General features: G+C 36.4%; 19 protein-coding genes. 8 read left to right on the forward strand and 11 right to left on the reverse strand.

The genetic code is table 11. The features are described from left to right. Window positions 1–22: 22 nt before the first annotated feature. Genes GX497_04510 through GX497_04525 form a run of 4 tightly spaced genes read right to left on the reverse strand, consistent with a single transcriptional unit; the run spans window position 23 to window position 4,260 of the window. Window positions 23–1,174, reverse strand: a complete 1,152-nt coding sequence (locus GX497_04510; protein HHY72485.1) for an acetylornithine transaminase — start codon at window positions 1,172–1,174, stop codon at window positions 23–25. A 6-nt stretch (window positions 1,175–1,180) separates the two neighbouring features. Then, a complete protein-coding gene (argB, locus tag GX497_04515) occupies window positions 1,181–1,942 on the reverse strand; it encodes an acetylglutamate kinase (protein HHY72486.1) in 762 nt (253 codons plus the stop codon). A gap of 40 nt (window positions 1,943–1,982) precedes the next feature. After that, complete coding sequence (argJ, locus tag GX497_04520) at window positions 1,983–3,236, reverse strand: bifunctional glutamate N-acetyltransferase/amino-acid acetyltransferase ArgJ (protein ID HHY72487.1); 1,254 nt, start codon at window positions 3,234–3,236, stop codon at window positions 1,983–1,985. Next, window positions 3,223–4,260, reverse strand: coding sequence for an N-acetyl-gamma-glutamyl-phosphate reductase (locus GX497_04525; protein ID HHY72488.1), 1,038 nt, complete (start codon window positions 4,258–4,260; stop codon window positions 3,223–3,225). Before GX497_04525 ends, argJ begins: the two co-directional genes overlap by 14 nt. A gap of 290 nt (window positions 4,261–4,550) precedes the next feature. Here GX497_04525 and GX497_04530 point away from each other — a divergent pair, with 290 nt between their 5' ends. Further along, on the forward strand, window positions 4,551–5,249 hold the full coding sequence (locus GX497_04530) for a Crp/Fnr family transcriptional regulator (GenBank protein ID HHY72489.1): 699 nt from the start codon (window positions 4,551–4,553) through the stop codon (window positions 5,247–5,249). Between the two features lie 355 nt (window positions 5,250–5,604). Further along, window positions 5,605–6,312 carry a Crp/Fnr family transcriptional regulator gene (locus tag GX497_04535; protein HHY72490.1) on the forward strand — a complete coding sequence of 236 codons (708 nt, stop codon included), beginning with the start codon at window positions 5,605–5,607 and terminating at the stop codon, window positions 6,310–6,312. Between the two features lie 110 nt (window positions 6,313–6,422). Here the strand turns inward: GX497_04535 and GX497_04540 are convergent, their stop codons facing one another. Then, a complete protein-coding gene (locus tag GX497_04540) occupies window positions 6,423–7,553 on the reverse strand; it encodes a radical SAM/SPASM domain-containing protein (protein ID HHY72491.1) in 1,131 nt (376 codons plus the stop codon). Window positions 7,554–7,757: 204 nt separating this feature from the next. Between GX497_04540 and GX497_04545 the strand changes: the two genes are divergently transcribed. The 5 genes from GX497_04545 (at window position 7,758) to GX497_04565 (ending at window position 10,746) form a co-directional block, all read left to right on the forward strand. After that, window positions 7,758–8,459, forward strand: a complete 702-nt coding sequence (locus tag GX497_04545) for a Crp/Fnr family transcriptional regulator (protein ID HHY72492.1) — start codon at window positions 7,758–7,760, stop codon at window positions 8,457–8,459. Window positions 8,460–8,678: 219 nt separating this feature from the next. Further along, window positions 8,679–9,929 (forward strand): hypothetical protein, encoded by a 1,251-nt coding sequence (locus tag GX497_04550; GenBank protein HHY72493.1) that lies wholly within the window; start codon window positions 8,679–8,681, stop codon window positions 9,927–9,929. Between the two features lie 20 nt (window positions 9,930–9,949). Further along, on the forward strand, window positions 9,950–10,252 hold the full coding sequence (locus GX497_04555; GenBank protein HHY72494.1) for a metal-sulfur cluster assembly factor: 303 nt from the start codon (window positions 9,950–9,952) through the stop codon (window positions 10,250–10,252). Between the two features lie 25 nt (window positions 10,253–10,277). After that, complete coding sequence (locus tag GX497_04560; protein HHY72495.1) at window positions 10,278–10,520, forward strand: DUF2249 domain-containing protein; 243 nt, start codon at window positions 10,278–10,280, stop codon at window positions 10,518–10,520. Between the two features lie 13 nt (window positions 10,521–10,533). Further along, entirely contained in the window at window positions 10,534–10,746 is a 213-nt protein-coding gene (locus GX497_04565) for a DUF2249 domain-containing protein (GenBank protein HHY72496.1), read from the forward strand. A 12-nt stretch (window positions 10,747–10,758) separates the two neighbouring features. On the opposite strand, the gene GX497_04570 is transcribed toward GX497_04565, so the two are convergent. Genes GX497_04570 through modA form a run of 3 tightly spaced genes read right to left on the reverse strand, consistent with a single transcriptional unit; the run spans window position 10,759 to window position 12,939 of the window. Continuing rightward, complete coding sequence (locus GX497_04570; GenBank protein HHY72497.1) at window positions 10,759–11,397, reverse strand: ATP-binding cassette domain-containing protein; 639 nt, start codon at window positions 11,395–11,397, stop codon at window positions 10,759–10,761. 20 nt (window positions 11,398–11,417) lie between these two features. Then, window positions 11,418–12,104, reverse strand: coding sequence for a molybdate ABC transporter permease subunit (modB, locus tag GX497_04575; protein HHY72498.1), 687 nt, complete (start codon window positions 12,102–12,104; stop codon window positions 11,418–11,420). A 16-nt stretch (window positions 12,105–12,120) separates the two neighbouring features. Beyond that, on the reverse strand, window positions 12,121–12,939 hold the full coding sequence (gene modA / locus GX497_04580) for a molybdate ABC transporter substrate-binding protein (protein ID HHY72499.1): 819 nt from the start codon (window positions 12,937–12,939) through the stop codon (window positions 12,121–12,123). Between the two features lie 246 nt (window positions 12,940–13,185). Between modA and GX497_04585 the strand changes: the two genes are divergently transcribed. Then, window positions 13,186–14,133 carry a helix-turn-helix transcriptional regulator gene (locus GX497_04585; protein HHY72500.1) on the forward strand — a complete coding sequence of 316 codons (948 nt, stop codon included), beginning with the start codon at window positions 13,186–13,188 and terminating at the stop codon, window positions 14,131–14,133. 64 nt (window positions 14,134–14,197) lie between these two features. Here GX497_04585 and GX497_04590 read toward each other — a convergent pair whose 3' ends face one another. Genes GX497_04590 through GX497_04600 form a run of 3 tightly spaced genes read right to left on the reverse strand, consistent with a single transcriptional unit; the run spans window position 14,198 to window position 16,623 of the window. Next, complete coding sequence (locus tag GX497_04590; protein HHY72501.1) at window positions 14,198–14,341, reverse strand: FeoB-associated Cys-rich membrane protein; 144 nt, start codon at window positions 14,339–14,341, stop codon at window positions 14,198–14,200. Between the two features lie 30 nt (window positions 14,342–14,371). Then, on the reverse strand, window positions 14,372–16,399 hold the full coding sequence (gene feoB / locus GX497_04595; protein HHY72502.1) for a ferrous iron transport protein B: 2,028 nt from the start codon (window positions 16,397–16,399) through the stop codon (window positions 14,372–14,374). Then, window positions 16,393–16,623: a ferrous iron transport protein A gene (locus GX497_04600; GenBank protein ID HHY72503.1), complete on the reverse strand. Its 231-nt coding sequence runs from the start codon at window positions 16,621–16,623 to the stop codon at window positions 16,393–16,395. Before GX497_04600 ends, feoB begins: the two co-directional genes overlap by 7 nt. Window positions 16,624–16,654 lie beyond the last annotated feature (31 nt).

A 16,654-nucleotide genomic window follows, 5' to 3' on the forward strand; every position in this document is an offset into this window, starting at 1 on the left:
GAGATAAGGCTACAGAAATAGTTTAATGTAATACATGTACGTGAAATGTTTTTGTTAGTATGTTGACCGCTTGATCAATTTCTTCGTACGATACTGTTAACGGTGGCAATAATCTTATGACCTTTGGACCGGCTACTAAAACTAGTAAGCCTTTTTTGTGAAGCTCTGTGATGATTGGCCCGACATCCTCGTCACATTGAATGCCAATGAGCAAGCCTTTCCCTTTAACCGCTTGAACGATTGGAGCATCACTGAGCTGCTCTTTCAACTTTCTGATTAAATAGTCGCTTTTTTTACTTACTTCTTCTAAAAATTCTGCCTGAAAGATTTCCTCTAATGTAGCCTTGGCAGCGGCCATCGCTAATGGCGTTCCACCAAATGTAGAACCGTGTGTCCCCGCACTAAACGTATCCTGCAAATGTGCCTTGCCAATCATCGCCCCTACTGGAAACCCACTTCCGAGACCTTTAGCGACAGTAATAATATCTGGTGAAAGGTCTGCATGTTCATAAGCAAATGCTTTGCCTGTTCTACCAATACCAGTTTGCACTTCATCAATAATGAATAATGCACCAAATTTTTCACATAATTCCTGACATTTTTGCAAAAATGCATATTCCCCTTGGTTTACGCCGCCCTCACCTTGAATCACTTCAAGCATGATCGCGGCAACATCGTCCCCCATTGCAGCTTCAATAGCTTTTTCATCATTATATGGCAAATAAACAAATTCCTGTAATAGAGGACCAAATCCGTTATGAACTTTTTCTTGTCCAGTTGCTGTCATTGTTGCAAAAGTTCGACCATGAAAGGATTGCAAAAATGTAATGATTTTAAGTCTTCCTGTATGTTTTCGAGCCATTTTAATGGCAGCTTCATTCGCCTCAGCTCCACTATTGCAGAAAAAAACATAATCACCACATGAATTTTGTGTTAATAGTTCAGCAACCACTTCTTGATGGCTTGCTTGAAAAAGATTTGATACATGCCATATTTTATTTAACTGTTCCTCAATCGCTTTTTGTACTTTAGGTGGGCGATGCCCTAAATTACAAACAGCAATCCCAGATATAAAGTCTAAATATTCTTTTCCATTTTTATCAATAACTTTCGTGCCTTGCCCTTCTACAATTTCAATATCCCAACGAGCATAGTTTGGAAATAAGGCTCCCATTATTTTTCACCTACCAATTTTTGTCCCAATTATTTGACCGTCATTTACGATTTTTGCATCTTTCCCATTTACGATAATAACTTCCTGTAAATCTCCAGTAAGCGAATCAATCGCCGCTTTTACTTTTGGAATCATTCCACCATAGATTGTGCCATCCTCAATTAAAACTTCAATTTCTTTTGGAGTGATTTCTGCAATCATCTTGCCATCTTTCAGAATACCTGGAACATCCGTAACAAATAAAAGCTGTTCTGCACCAATCGCCTTCGCAACCGCACCAGCCGCGGTGTCGGCATTAATATTATAGCGTTGATCCGCATCATCAACGCCAATCGGGGCGATGACTGGAACAAAGCCAATTGAAACTAGCTCTAATAAAAAGCTTGCATTTATATTCTCTATTTCACCGACATAGCCAAGCTGTTCGAAATTAATTGGCTTTGCTTTGAGTAGCTGCCCATCAACACCTGCTAAACCAATCGTTTTTACACCCGTTTTTTGTAGTCTTCCCACTATCGTTGTATTAACTTTCCCGGCCAATACCATTTCAACAACTTCCATCACTTCTGCGGTTGTTTTTCTTAGTCCATCAACGAATACAGATTCTATATTTAAGGAGGTAAGCATTTCGCCGATTGCCGGCCCTCCGCCATGGACGATCACTGGTTTTTTGCCTAATTTCACTAAATCGGCAATGCTTTCAAAAAATTCATCACTAAGCTCTGTTAATGTACTTCCGCCACATTTTATTAAAATAATATCGTTCAAGCTTTGCTTCCCCCTTTCTTAGCCCTTCAAAATTTTAAAATTAAGAACGGTAACTTGCATTAATGCGTACATAATCATAGGATAAGTCACAGCCCCAAGCTTTTCCTTTGCCTTCGCCAATGTGAAGATTAACTTTAATGACAACATCTTCACCTTTTAAATAATTCGTCGCATCTTCTTCTGAAAATGGAAGCGGCTGTCCTGCTTTCAGCATTTGAATGTCACCGATAAAGACATCGACTACATTCGGATTGACTTCGGCACCACTATAGCCAACAGCACAAATAATCCGGCCCCAATTTGCATCTTCTCCGTGTACAGCTGTTTTTACTAATGAAGAGCCAACAACGCTTTTTGCGATTTTCCCGGCATCATCGTCCGTCCGCGCACCTTCAACTTGGACTTCAACAAGCTTCGTAGCTCCCTCACCATCTCGCGCAATTTTTTTCGCTAAATCTTCACAAACCTTTTCGAGTGCTTTATAAAATAAATCCCATTCAGGATGTTCAATTGTTAATGTCCTATTCTCTGCCATTCCATTTGCCATGACAAGCACCATGTCATTTGTTGATGTATCTCCATCAACAGTAATGCGGTTAAATGTTTTATTCGTAATATCGCTAAGCGCTTTTTGCAAAACTGTTGATTCAATATTTGCATCAGTTGTTACGAAACCAAGCATTGTTGCCATATTTGGGTGAATCATACCTGAGCCTTTTGCCGCCCCAGCAACTGTAACCATCTTCCCATCAACTTCGATTTGATAGCAAGTTGTTTTCGGAACAAGGTCAGTCGTTAAAATTGCTTTGCTGAAAAGCTCGCCACCTTCTAAAGAAGCGACTGGCTCCAACTGATCAACCCCTGTTGAAATCTTATCCATCGGCATTAATTCACCAATGACCCCTGTTGAGGCAACAGCTACATAATGCTCTGGCAATGAAAACCTTTCCGCTACTTCCTGTCTTGTTCGATAAGCATCTTTTTCGCCTTGTTCCCCTGTACATGCATTGGCATTTCCGCTATTGCAAATAACTGCTTGAATTTTGCCTTCCTTAGCAATGCTGTCTTTTGTAATTTTTAATGGTGCTGCCTGAAATGTATTTAAAGTATATACAGCTGCACAGCTTGCCGGAACTTCACTGATGATCATTGCTAAATCTAATTTATCTTTTTTACGAAGATTTGCATAAATGCCTGTAGCACTAAACCCTTTAGGGCTTGTCACAGAACCACCTGCAACCTTCTTTATACCATTAATCACTGTCGTTCTCTCCTTTTTCCTACGGATAAACAGGGACAAAGTTCAACCCAGTCTTTTCATCCAGTCCCATCATAATATTTAAATTTTGGATTGCCTGGCCTGCTGCTCCTTTTACGAGATTATCAATAACAGAAACAATCATGATTCGGCCTGTTCTTTCATCATAGGCTAACCCTATATCACAATAATTCGAACCATATACTTCCTTTGTTGAAGGGAATACTCCTTTTGGACGTACCCTAACAAATGGTTTGTTTTCATATGCTTCATTATAAATTTCTAACAATTGGTCAATTGTTATATTCATTTTTGGCTTTACATATATCGTTGCCATTATCCCCCTTGTCATTGGGACAAGATGGGTGCTAAATGTGATTGGCTGAATGCTTTCATTCCATATTTTTAAAGTCTGTTCAATCTCTGGAATATGTTGATGCTGATTCACTTTATATATTTTAAAATTATCGTTCATTTCGGGAAAATGACTGGCAGCTGATAATGATCGTCCTGCTCCCGATAGTGCTGATTTTGCATCAATAATGATGGAATCTTCTATTATAAGTTCCTTTTGAACTAAAGGTGCTAAGCCAAGTAATGTAGCTGTAGGATAGCAGCCAGGATTCGCAATGACGCTTGCCTCTTCTATCTCCGCTTTAAACCATTCAGGCATCCCATAAATCGCTTGTTTTAAAGTTTTCTTAGGTGCTGCTGGCTTTCTGTACCAAAACTCATAATCTTCTTGATTTTTTATCCGAAGGTCTCCTGAGACGTCAATAACTTTAAGTCCTTGCTCCACTAAATTCGGTGTTAGTTTACTAGAAATCCCCGCTGGTGTAGCCAAAAAAACAAGCTCGACATTTTTAGCCATCTTTTTGGGATCAATTTCTTCTAATCTATTATTCACTATTCCATGAAGATGTGGGTAACTTTCAATAAATGGTGTACCTTGCTGTGATGAGGAGTGCAAAGATACAATTTCAGCCTCTGGATGATGATTTAATAAACGAATTAACTCTGCTCCACCATAACCTGTTGCCCCAACGATTGCGACTTTCATCTTTGGTCCTCCCTACCGATTAATTGTTTGAAATTAGTATTTATTATATAGTTGCATAAAAATAAAAGCAATTGTATTTTTATAAATTACGCAATATTTTTAGTTCAATTATAGAAAATTTTATTAACCGATTATTATCGCCAAAATTGATTGGACATGCTAAGAAATATGAATATAGTGTGAACATTAGCAGCTAATGTGAATTACATCACACCTACATTAGTTAATGAGAACTATAATCAAATGTAAAGAGGTAAAAAGTGTCTGTTTACAGCAGAGGAGGGATTTGTATGCTTGATGAATTTTTAAAAGGAATTATATTTTTTAAGGACTTGCCTGATCATTTAATCAGCGCCTTAAGTTCAAAGGTAAAAACTGCTACCTATAAAAAAGGTGACTATATATTTCATGAGTCAGACAAAGCAAAAGCGATTTATTTTGTAAAAAGCGGCATCGTCAAAATAAAGAAAATTAACCCTCAAGGGAAAGAGTTAATTGTTTGTATTAAACGATCTGGAGATATTTTTGCTGAGGCTTCCCTATTTTGCGAACCTGGTACCACTTATCCTGGGACCGCGCAAACGATATCAGATGCCGAGGTTATGTTCCTTTACACCTCAGATTTAGAAGATGTTATTTCCATTAATCCTGACCTTTCAATTGAAATGATTCGCTTTATGGGAGAACAGCTTCGTTCGTTTACTTCGATTTTACGGGATATCGCACTGCTTGATGTATACGGTAAAACTGTAAAAACAATTGAAAGACTAGCGCGTGAATTCGGCAGCAAAACAGCTAGTGGAGTAAAAATAGAACTTCCTTTATCAATCCAAGAATTAGCAAACATCGTTGGATCGACCCGTGAAAGTGTAAGCCGTGTACTTTCAAAATTAAAAGAACAAGATTTAGTTACAATTAACGAAAAAAATATTATTATTAACAATTGGTGTGATTTTTGTCAAATGTTCATCGAACAAACTGATTACTAAGAGGCTGGTCCAAGGACCAGCTTTTTTTCTGTATAAAAAAAAGAGTACTGACAAAACAGTACTCAAAATAAGGGGGTTGGAATTTAGATAATTTCCACAATACTAACACTCCTAATAATGATTCTATAATGCCTAAGTCAAAAAAAGTATGAATTCCATCACGGTATGCATAGTTTCATAAATTGTTCACAAAATATCATACCAAAATCGTTTCTGAAAGGTAATTTATAGCTTGGTTATTAACACTGTTATGATAGTGTTAACGGTATAAAGAAGTTGACTAAAATACTTTTTTCCTTTTAACTAGTAGTATGGAATAAAATTTTGGTGACTTCCGTCGAAAGGTGGTTTGATTATGCCTAAACAATCAATCAAAAATAATTTCATGCCTGAATCGATTAAAGAACTTTTACATTCAATTGACCATATAACGAGAACCCAAAAAGGCACATTTTTATTTCAAGAAGGTATGGCAGCTAATGAACTATATATAGTGCGTTCTGGCCGCGTACAAATAAGTAAAATCTCACAAGACGGCAAGGAGTTGACATTACGAATTTGTACAATGGGAGATATAGTCGGTGAACTTACGTTATTTACTAACGAAGCAAAATACTTGCTCAATGCCAAAATCTTAGAAAGTGGCGAGGTTGGCGTTATTAAAAAAGAACATTTAGAACAACAATTATTAGAAAAGCCAGCCCTTGCATTTGAATTTATGAAATGGATGAGCGACCATTTTAGAAGGACGCAAACGAAATTCCGCGACTTAGTTCTTCATGGAAAAAAAGGCGCCCTTTACTCCACATTAATTCGAATGACAAATAGCTATGGAGTAAAACGTGATGACGGAAGCATTCTCATCAATATTCCATTAACAAATCAAGAACTCGCCAATTTCTGTGGTACCTCTAGGGAAGGTATTAATAGAATGCTCAGCGATCTACGAAAAGATAATATTATCACCATTAATAAAGGAAAAATCACAGTCCATGACCTCGCATTTTTAAAATCAGAAATTAATTGCGAGGATTGTCCACCAGAACTATGCAATATTGATTAGTTAAAGACTTCGTTTGCATCTAACATTATATTATTGTACGAAGTAAAAATTAAAAGTGAAGAACATCACTCTTTAGAAAAGCCGGCTGAAAAAAATCAGCCGGCTTTTTTCTACTTTGAAATACTTTCTTCTTTTTTGTTTCGTAATGCTTTCGGAATGTAGACACAAAATGGTTCACTTTCCAAATAATCACCTGTCATCGCATATGCTCTTGATCTAGAGCCGCCACAAACAAAACGAAATTCGCAAACACCACATTTTCCTTTATACATATCAGGATTTCGCAATGATGTAAAAACAGGTGATTCACGATATATTTCAGCGAGTGGTGTTTCACGAACATTTCCAGCTTTTACTGGTAAAAGACCGCTTGGGTAAACATCACCAACATGTGAGATAAACACGAAACCATTCCCGTCATTAACACCTTTAGGCGCTCGTCCTAAACCATCAATCGTGCCAGTTGCCCCCTTCATTAAAGCATCTTCATAATTAATATCATCATTATTTGTCATTTTTTCTCTCATCTTATTTTGGATAACAACTCTGCGATAATGCTGTGCTGCCGTCGTTTTAATATCAAATTTTACACGCTTACTTAAATTATAAAGCCATGTAAATACTTGCTCATGCTGTACAGGAGAAATCATATCAGACTCTTGGCCTCTGCCAGTTGGAACAAGGAAAAATACACTCCAAAGAACACAATCTAAATCTTCAACTAACTTCGCCATATCATCTAGTACATCTACGTTATATCTAGATATAACAGTATTGATTTGAATTGGAATTTCAAGTTCATGTAAATATTTAATAGCTTTCATCGTTAAATCAAAAGAGCCGCTGACGCCACGGAAGTGATCGTGAATTTCTGCAGTGGGCCCATCAATACTAAATGCCCATCTTGCAAGTCCAACTTCTTTCGCTTTTTCAATCGCCTCTTTTGTTACATTTGGAGTTGCACTAGGTGTCATCGAAACACGAACACCTTTTTTGATTGCATAATCAGCTATATCATAGACATCCTCACGCATTAACGGGTCTCCGCCGGTAAACACAAGCATTGGGTTGTCCATCTCGTATATTTGATCAATTAATTTCTTTCCTTCTTCAAATGAAAGTTCTCTTGGATCACGATGATATTGTGCCTCGGCCCGGCAATGTAAGCATTTAAGCTGACATGCTCTTGTTAACTCCCAAATAACAATAAATGGATTTTTATTATAATCACGATTAAACACGTGAAATCACACTCCTTGAAAAGAACTTATGTTTTATTTTACAGTCAATCAGCCTAGGATTATGTGATATTAATCACACGAAATCAAGTTTTGATAGAATAACAATAAATATCTACAAATATATAGTCCAAATGTATTTTTTATTACCGCTAAGTTTGATAAAATTATAATAGAATAAGTCATTATGAAAAGAAGGTGAACAATATGTTACCCCCGATATCAATAAAACAGCTTTTACATAATGTTCCAATATTCCGGGAATTAACAGATGAAGAATTACAATCAATCATTGATATTTCCCAAACCCGAATTTATGATTCAAAAATACATGTTTTTATGCAAGGGGACATACAGGACCGCGTTTTTTTTATCCATCATGGCAAGGTGAAAATTTACAAAACTGATTTTAATGGACGGGAACAAATTGTATCTGTTTTAAAAGATGGGGATATGTTTCCACATGTCGGCTTTTTTAAAAAAGGGGAGTATCCAGCCCATGCCGAAATTATTGAACCTACAACATTAATCGTAATCCCGATTTCAAATTTTGAAGAAATACTTATTAAATACCCGGAAGTAAGTATAAAAGTGTTTAGAGTACTGGGTGAAAAGATTATTGATTTACAAAACCGTTTAGAGGAACAAATATTATCAAATACGTACGAACAAATCATTAAATTATTACTACGCTTAGCTAAATCACACGGACAAAAAGTGAGCGATATGACAAATAAATTTCTTATCACCACACATTTCACAAACCGTGAATTAGCCAATATGATTGGCAGTTCCCGTGAAACTGTTAGCCGAACATTAAACCAACTTAAGAAAAAAAAATTAGTTGACACAGATGAAAATGGATATTACTTCGTTGATATAGAGCAACTACAGAATGAGTTATTTTAGACTAAACTTTTTTTATATTGCACAAAATAAGGGTTGTTTCCTAATGTATTGCATTTTGTCCGATACATTAGGAACAGCCTTTTTCTTTTCCTTTAATCATATATAGTAGTATTCGAAAAAGTTTACAACATGATTGTGATGTAAATCACTTTATGATGAACTGAAAATGGTTATCATATTAATAGGGCACTAAAGATAAAATGTTCGGAGGTAATCACAGTGAACATGATTCCAGGTCTTGCCAAGACCGAAACAAATATCAAATTACCTTTTTCTTTTATTATTTATAGTTTGCTGGCCTTTTCAACTTCACAAATCATTTTAATTTTTAGCGGTGACTTTATTATGAATGGTGCCTTTAGAATACCACCATTATGGATGGTAGCTCATTTATTAGTATTAGGCTGGGCTCTGATGGTTGCGATGGGTGCGATGTACCAGTTAGTCCCTGTCGCCTTTTTAACACCGATCTGGAATGAAACCTTTGGATTTATTCAATTTGCAGTTACAGCAATCGGGATTACAAGTTTCGCTTTGTCATTAGCCTTTTTCCCTAAACTCACATTGATAACAGGATTTATAATGTTAATTGGAATCGTCATGTTTCTCTTCCAAATGGGAATGACAATGATGAAACAAACGGAAAAGAATATTTTGACAGCTTTTGTCGGTACTGCATTAGTTAGTTTACTGCTTACGATTTTGTTCGGCATTCTCCTTGCTGCCAGTGTAAGTGGATATCTGTCTATAACGAATCATGTAGCTTTACTGAAAACACATGTTTTACTCGGTATTGCTGGCTGGTTTTCGCTATTAATTTTTGGACTTTCCTACAAAATGGTACCAATGTTTTCATTAGCTCATGGTTTTTCAATGAAGCTAAGCAAACCAATCTATTTTCTCTATATTTTCGGCTTACTTGCGACGATTGTTTCATTTTGGATAAATCAAGCAAATTTTTTTCGACTTGGGATGACACTGCTATTTGTAGCATTCACACTATTTGTGTGGCATATTAAACAAATTATTAAAAAGCGCCTTAAGAAAAACTTAGATAAGCCATTTATTTTTTCTTTAATTGCGATCATAATTGGCTGGGTTGTTCACCTAGTGGCAATGATTTCATCATTCATACTAATTTCTCCATACTTATTTGGAGCGATTATTTATTTATATATTTTAGGTTGGGTTGTTTTCAGCATTATGGGCTATCTCTATAAAATTGTACCATTTTTATGGTGGACCCATAAATATAGTAAACAAATGGGACAGCTAAATGTACCAACCTTAAAACAGCTGATGAATGAAAATCTTGGGTTAGTGCTATTTATTTTATGTTTGGTAAGTTATCTAGGATTTATCGTTTCATTCGGTTTCCAGTTAACAAACCTTTATACCATTGTTCAGTTTTTATTTGCTATTACAACCATTGTCTATAGTGCAGCAATAGTAAACATTCTTAGAAAATAATTATAATGGAGGAATGTAAGATGGAATTAAAAGAAAAAATCCTTAAGGAATTAGAAACAGTCATTGACCCAGAATTAGGATTAAATATTGTTGATTTAGGGTTAATTTATGAAATCGATATTGATGATAAAAATAATGTAGATGTGAAAATGACGTTAACAACACCTGGCTGCCCTTTGCATGATAGCATCACAAGCGGAGCAAGATACGTCCTTGAAGCAATGGAAGAAGTAAACAGTGTACATGTTCAACTAGTATGGGAGCCAGCATGGTCTCCAGAGCTTATGAGTGATCGTGCGAAAGATTGGTTAGGTGCTAGATAATTATTATAAATAGGGGGAATGTATGATGAGTCAAGGAACAGGTAAAGTTGTTGAATTAGATGTGCGTGAGGATATTAAAAATAAGCTTGAGCCCTTTCAAAAAATAATGGGTGCTATAAAGGATTTGGACTCTTCAGGGGATACATTCATTTTACACGCCCCATTTAAACCAACACCACTTTTCGGTGTTTTAAAAGCAAAAGGCTTCTCAAATAATGCTGAAGAGCTGTCTGAAAACCATTGGAAAATAACATTTGTAAAAAAGTAAGGTGAGATCATTCATGAAACTTGATAATCGCGGACTAGAACCGCCGCAGCCAATGATGAGAACACTCGCGGCACTTGAGGAATTGCCCGATGGTGAGGAACTCATTATTAATAATGACCGTCGTCCAATGTTTCTATATCCTGAATTAGATGAACGAGGCTACAGCCACGAAACAATTGAACTTGAGGATGGCAGCTTTCAAATTACGATTCGTAAAGGAAATTAGAAAGAAGGTAGTTCAGCTACACTTTGCTTGAACTACCTTTTCTATTTGTCCTTGTTTCATATAAAAAATTCGATTGCCTAATTTCCTGGCCTCCTCATGGTCATGAGTGACCATAAGAATTGGTATATCCCATAATTTATGTAAGCGGAGCAATTCATCATGACATTGCATACGTGTCTCATAGTCTAAAGCTGAAAATGGCTCATCAAGCAATAATAGGCTTGGTTCCGTCGCCAGCGCCCTCGTTAAGGCAACTCTTTGTTTTTCCCCACCAGAAATTTCCCTTGGGTATTTATGTAGCAAATGCTTTATATTTAATACATCAATGATTTGATTTGTTAAACTTTCATTTTTCATTCCATACGAAATATTTTTCCAAACGGTCATATGGGGAAAGAGGGCGTAGTCTTGAAATAGATAGCCAATATTTCTTTTTTGTACTGGTAGCGGTTTTATTAAAGAAGTGAAAAAGTCTATACCGTTGTTTGCGATATAGCCCTTGTCAGGATGCGTTAAGCCTGCTATACAATTTAAAATCGTTGTTTTTCCTGAACCGGATGGCCCAAAAAGGATGGCCATTTCATTATCAATTTTAAAATCAACATTGATTGTAAAATGAGCGAGCTTTTTTATAATTTGAACCGATAACATAGGGGATACCCGCCTTTTCACTAATTTTCATCCGCATATTTCATAATATTCCGCCTGCTCCACCAATTGAGCCACATAATCGTGCTAAAGCCTAAAGCCACAATTATCATCACCCAAAACTGGGCCACATCCGTTTGCCCAGATTCTACCGCAAAATAAATAGCCATCGGGATTGTATCTGTCTTATTCGGAATGTATCCAGCAATCATTAAAGTAGCTCCAAACTCCCCTAAGCCCCTTGCAAATGATAGGACAAGGCCTGACAATAAACCAGGCCAAGCAAGCGGGAAGGATATCGACCAAAATATTTTCCATTTTGAAGCTCCCATCGTTAGAGCAGCATTTTCTAAATTACGGTCATAATTTTGAAATGCCGCGGCTGCACTTTGATACATCAGCGGGAAAGAAACAACAATCGCGGCAATGACAGCGCCAATCCAAGTAAAAACAATTTGGATATGAAACCATTCTAAAAGGAGGCTCCCTATTGGTCCATTTTTGCCAAACAGCATTAATAACCCAAAACCAACAACAGTAGGCGGAAGAACTAATGGAAGTAACAAAACAGATTCTATTATGCTTTTACCAAAAAAATTACGCCGTGAAAGAAATTTTGAAACAACTAGGCCAGTTATAAAAACAAACACGGTGGAGATACTCGTAATTTTTAATGAAAGCAATAATGGGGAATAATTCACTTGTATCACCACCTCCTATTTTACATTACTTTACAAACCCATGCCTTTCTAATATATTTTGCCCAGCATCACTTTGTAAAAATTCAATGAACTGCTTTGCTTCCTCTTGATGTTTGCTATCAGCAGTCACTGCAGCAGGATATATAATTGGGGTATGTAGGCTTGCATCCGCTTCTGCTAACACTTTTACTTTATCAGATGTAAGTGCATCACTTAAATACACAAATCCAATATCAGCATTGCCTGACTCAACATAGGTCAACACTTGGCGCACATCTTTCGCCAGCACTACTTTTGATTCGATTTCATCCCATTTACCGAGTTTCGTAATAATCTCTTTTGTATACGTGCCAACAGGTACACTTTCAGGATCACCAACAGCTATATGTGACAATGAACTTGGGTTAATCTCAGTAAATGAAGCGATTCCGTAATCTTTATCTTTTGAACCTATTAACACAAGCTTGTTCCCTGTAAAATCTTGGCGTGAATCAGCTAGAATTAACGATTTATCTTCTAGTTCATCCATCCTTTTTTGGTCTGCTGATAAAAATACATCTACAGGTGCTCCCTGTTCAATTTGTAATGCCAACTTACCTGAACCGTTAAAATTAAAAAGCAAGTGAACGGATTTATGCTCATTCTCATATGTTTGTTTCATTTCATTTAAGGCATCTGTGAGGCTTGCTGCTGCTGAAATCGTTAGTTCTATTGATTGTTTAGCTGGTTTTTCTTCTTTTGAATTTTCTACATTCGGCTCCAAAGCATTATTCCGGCTGCATCCAACTGATAATGCAATTACAAACAAGAAAGCAAGAAAACTAAGTAATACTCTTTTAGCCATATTGTAACCTCCTACTAGCCTGCTTCATTATATTTAATTGTAATTAGATATAAATAAATATATCTAATTTATATTTCATTATAATTAGTTATATTCATTATGTAAATGATAAAATATAACTAATTATAAAATAGAAAATTTGCGGCAATAGCAAATTGCTATGTATTGTTATTACTGATATCCTATGAAAAGTAATACTTATCAAACTTCAATAACATTCACTTTTGCAAAGAGGAGGGTGAAATAATGGGAGAGCAATCTTTTACAACTGAAGAAATATCACAATTATTAAAAGTATCTAAATTAACCGTCTATGATTTAATTAAAAAAGGAGAACTTAAATCATATCGTGTTGGTCGACAAATGCGAGTTGATGCTTCCGACCTTGAGGATTATAAACGGAGAGCAAAAGGCATTCCACCAACAGAGGAACAAGTGCTTCCTACAAGATTAGTGGTTTCCCCCAAACTAGAGCACTCCCCAGCTAACACTCGCTCACTCATTATTAGCGGACAAGATCTATGCCTAGATATTTTGAGTAAAAATATTGAAAAAAGCTCCAGCTTGTATCGCCCATTGCGATCCTATGTTGGTAGCTTAGATAGCCTATTTTCAATGTATAAAGGAGAAGCTGACATCGTTAGTACCCATTTAATTGATGGAGATACTAAAGAATACAACGTTTCTTATATTAGAAAAATCTTAGTCAGCCATCATTTTCTTGTGATAAACCTCATTTCCCGTTGGGCTGGTTTCTATGTAAAAAAAGGGAATCCTAAAGGTATTCGAACTTGGATTGACTTGGCAAGTAATCCGACATTAAAATTTGTCAACCGGGAAAAAGGCTCTGGTGCAAGAATTTTAGTCGATGAAATGCTAAGAGTACATAATATTGAGGAAACAAAGATTAATGGATATTTCCAAGAGGAAAATTCTCACCTTGGTGTGGCTGGAATGGTTGCAAAAGGAGAAGTTGATGTTGGAGTTGGCATTGAAAAAGCCGCTCACATAGCTAGGATTGATTTCATCCCATTAGTGAAAGAACAGTATGACCTCGTGATTTTAAAAACAGAAGAAAATAAAGAATTAATTACATTGTTAACAACTATTCTACAATCTGCAAAATTTAAAGAAGAGCTGTTGGCATTGGGATATGATGTTTCACAAACAGGTACTATAATTTATGAACAATAACAACGTAACAACGAAACACGGGGACGTTAAAATGAAACCGTCCCCGCATTCTTTCTGTTTTCCATTAACTACATTTATCCTTTGTTTTGCACGAATTTTCTATCGCACAACCCGCGCATTTTCCTTTTTTGCTATTTTTAATATATTTCATTAGAGCCCAAGCAGCATAACCAAAAATGGCTAGACCGATTATAATATTTGCTATCATAGATTTCCCCGCCTCTCTAGAAGCATACTATTACGCAAATCCCAGCGCCCGACCAACTTGGTAAATAAGCAAACAAAGCACATATGCTAATATCAATGCATATCCTATCGCAAGCGCGGTCCACTTAAATGACCCAGTTTCTTTTTGAATAGTAGCTGTTGTTGCCAAGCAAGGGACATACAACAGAACAAACGCCATAAATGTAAAAGCCGAAAGTGGTGTATAGGCAGTTGCTAATAACCCTTGTAAGGAATTAACATCTGGAACGTGATAAATAATATTCATCGTTGATACAACGACTTCCTTCGCAAAGAAACCAGTTAATAAAGAAGCCCCCGCCTGCCACGTACCAAAACCAATTGGTGCTATCAGCGGTGCCATTACGCTTCCAATCATCGCAAGATAGCTATCATCCATTTCAACAGCTAAACCACCAGGACCAGCGTATGCTAACAACCAAATAATTACAGATCCTGCAAAAATAAATGTCCCTGCTTTCTTGACAAAACCTTTCCCTTTATCCCAGGTGCTTCTTGCTAATGTTTGAAACTGTGGCACGCGATAAGGCGGCAGCTCAATGACAAATACCGATGCTTCACTTTTCAAAATCGTCGAAGAAAATATTTTCGCTACAATAAAAGCCATTACAATTCCAAGCACATACAGCGCTAAAACTACAATTGCTTGGTGTGCGGCGAAAAATGCACCTACAAATAAAGCATAGACTGGGAGCCGTGCTGAACATGACATCAGCGGCGTTAAAAGAATGGTCAACAACCGTTCCTTTGGCTGTTCAATTGTCCTTGCGGCCATAACCCCTGGAACATTACAACCAAAGCCAATAATCATTGGGATAAATGATTTTCCATTTAAACCAATCGCCTCCATCATCCTGTCCATAACTAAGGCAACTCGAGCCATGTAGCCGGAATCCTCTAGAAACGAAATAAAGAAAAAGAGAATAAAAATTTGTGGAACAAATACTAAAACACCGCCCACACCTGCTACAATACCGTCTAATATTAATGATTGAATAAACTCTGAGGCACCAATACTTATTAACCCCGCAGTAAGCCATTCTGTTAATGGGCCTGAAAAAAATGCATCAAGTGCATCTGAAAGTGGAAAACCTAGCCAATTAAACGTTAACATAAACATCATAAACATAAAGAATAGAAAAATTGGAATACCCAACACTTTATGAGTAACTATTTTATCAATCTGTTCAGTTAATGTTTGTTTTCCAGCCGCCTTTCGTTCAGCTGCACCGCTGATCACTTTCTCAATGAACATTCTTCTAACATCGTAAATCGCTTGAAATAAAGACTTACCTTCATTTTTTTCAATCAAATTTGCTTCCGTATCTTTATGCAAGCAATCTAATTCATCTTTTGCAATAAAATCTTGTAAATATTCAAATACAGCTTTATTTCCTTCAAAAAATTGTAAGGCTAACCATCTTAATGGTGGAAGTTCGCGCACGATTGAATCTCTTCTATTAACGACTAATTGACGAAAACGATCAATCCCCTTTTCAATTACTGAACCATAATATAATTGAAGAGGTTCTTTATGTTCCGTAGAAGAGATTACTAATTGTTGGCTTAATTCGTTGCATCCTTTTCCTGTACGCGCTATAATTGGGACAATTCTTACACCGAGCTGTTTAGCTAATAATTTTTCATCAATAAAAATACCGCGATTTTTTGCAACGTCCATCATATTTAGACCAATAATCAATGGTTTGCCAAATTCCAGTAATTGAACAGTCAAATGTAAATTACGTTCTAATTGTGATGCGTCAACAATATTTAAAATCTCTGTAAAAGATTCCTGAAGCAAAAAGTTTGTTACAACCGTTTCATCTTTTGATAATGGGCTTAAAGAATATATGCCTGGGAGATCGATGATTTGTCCTTGCTTGTCGCGCAGTAGCCCAACCTTTTTTTCAACTGTTACACCGCTCCAGTTCCCTACATATTCATAGGAACCTGTTAAACTATTAAAAAGCGATGTTTTCCCAGTATTTGGGTTGCCAAATAAAGCTATCTCTAACATACTTTTTCAACACGAATCGTTCCAGCTTCATGGCGACGAATACCGACACATTGACCGAACGTCTCAATCATATACGGACCACCAAAAGGCATATTGCACTTTAAACACACTTCCACACCTTCATAAATACCCATATCTATTAATCTACGTCTCACAATATCAGAAAGCTTAGAAAAATCTCTGATTCTAGCTTTTTCACCTTGTTTTAATTCAGCTAATACCATCGTTCATCCCTCCGTATTAAGGATAATGAAA

The sequence above is a fragment of the Bacillus sp. (in: firmicutes) genome (assembly GCA_012842745.1).
GTDB lineage: Bacteria > Bacillota > Bacilli > Bacillales > Bacillaceae_J > Schinkia.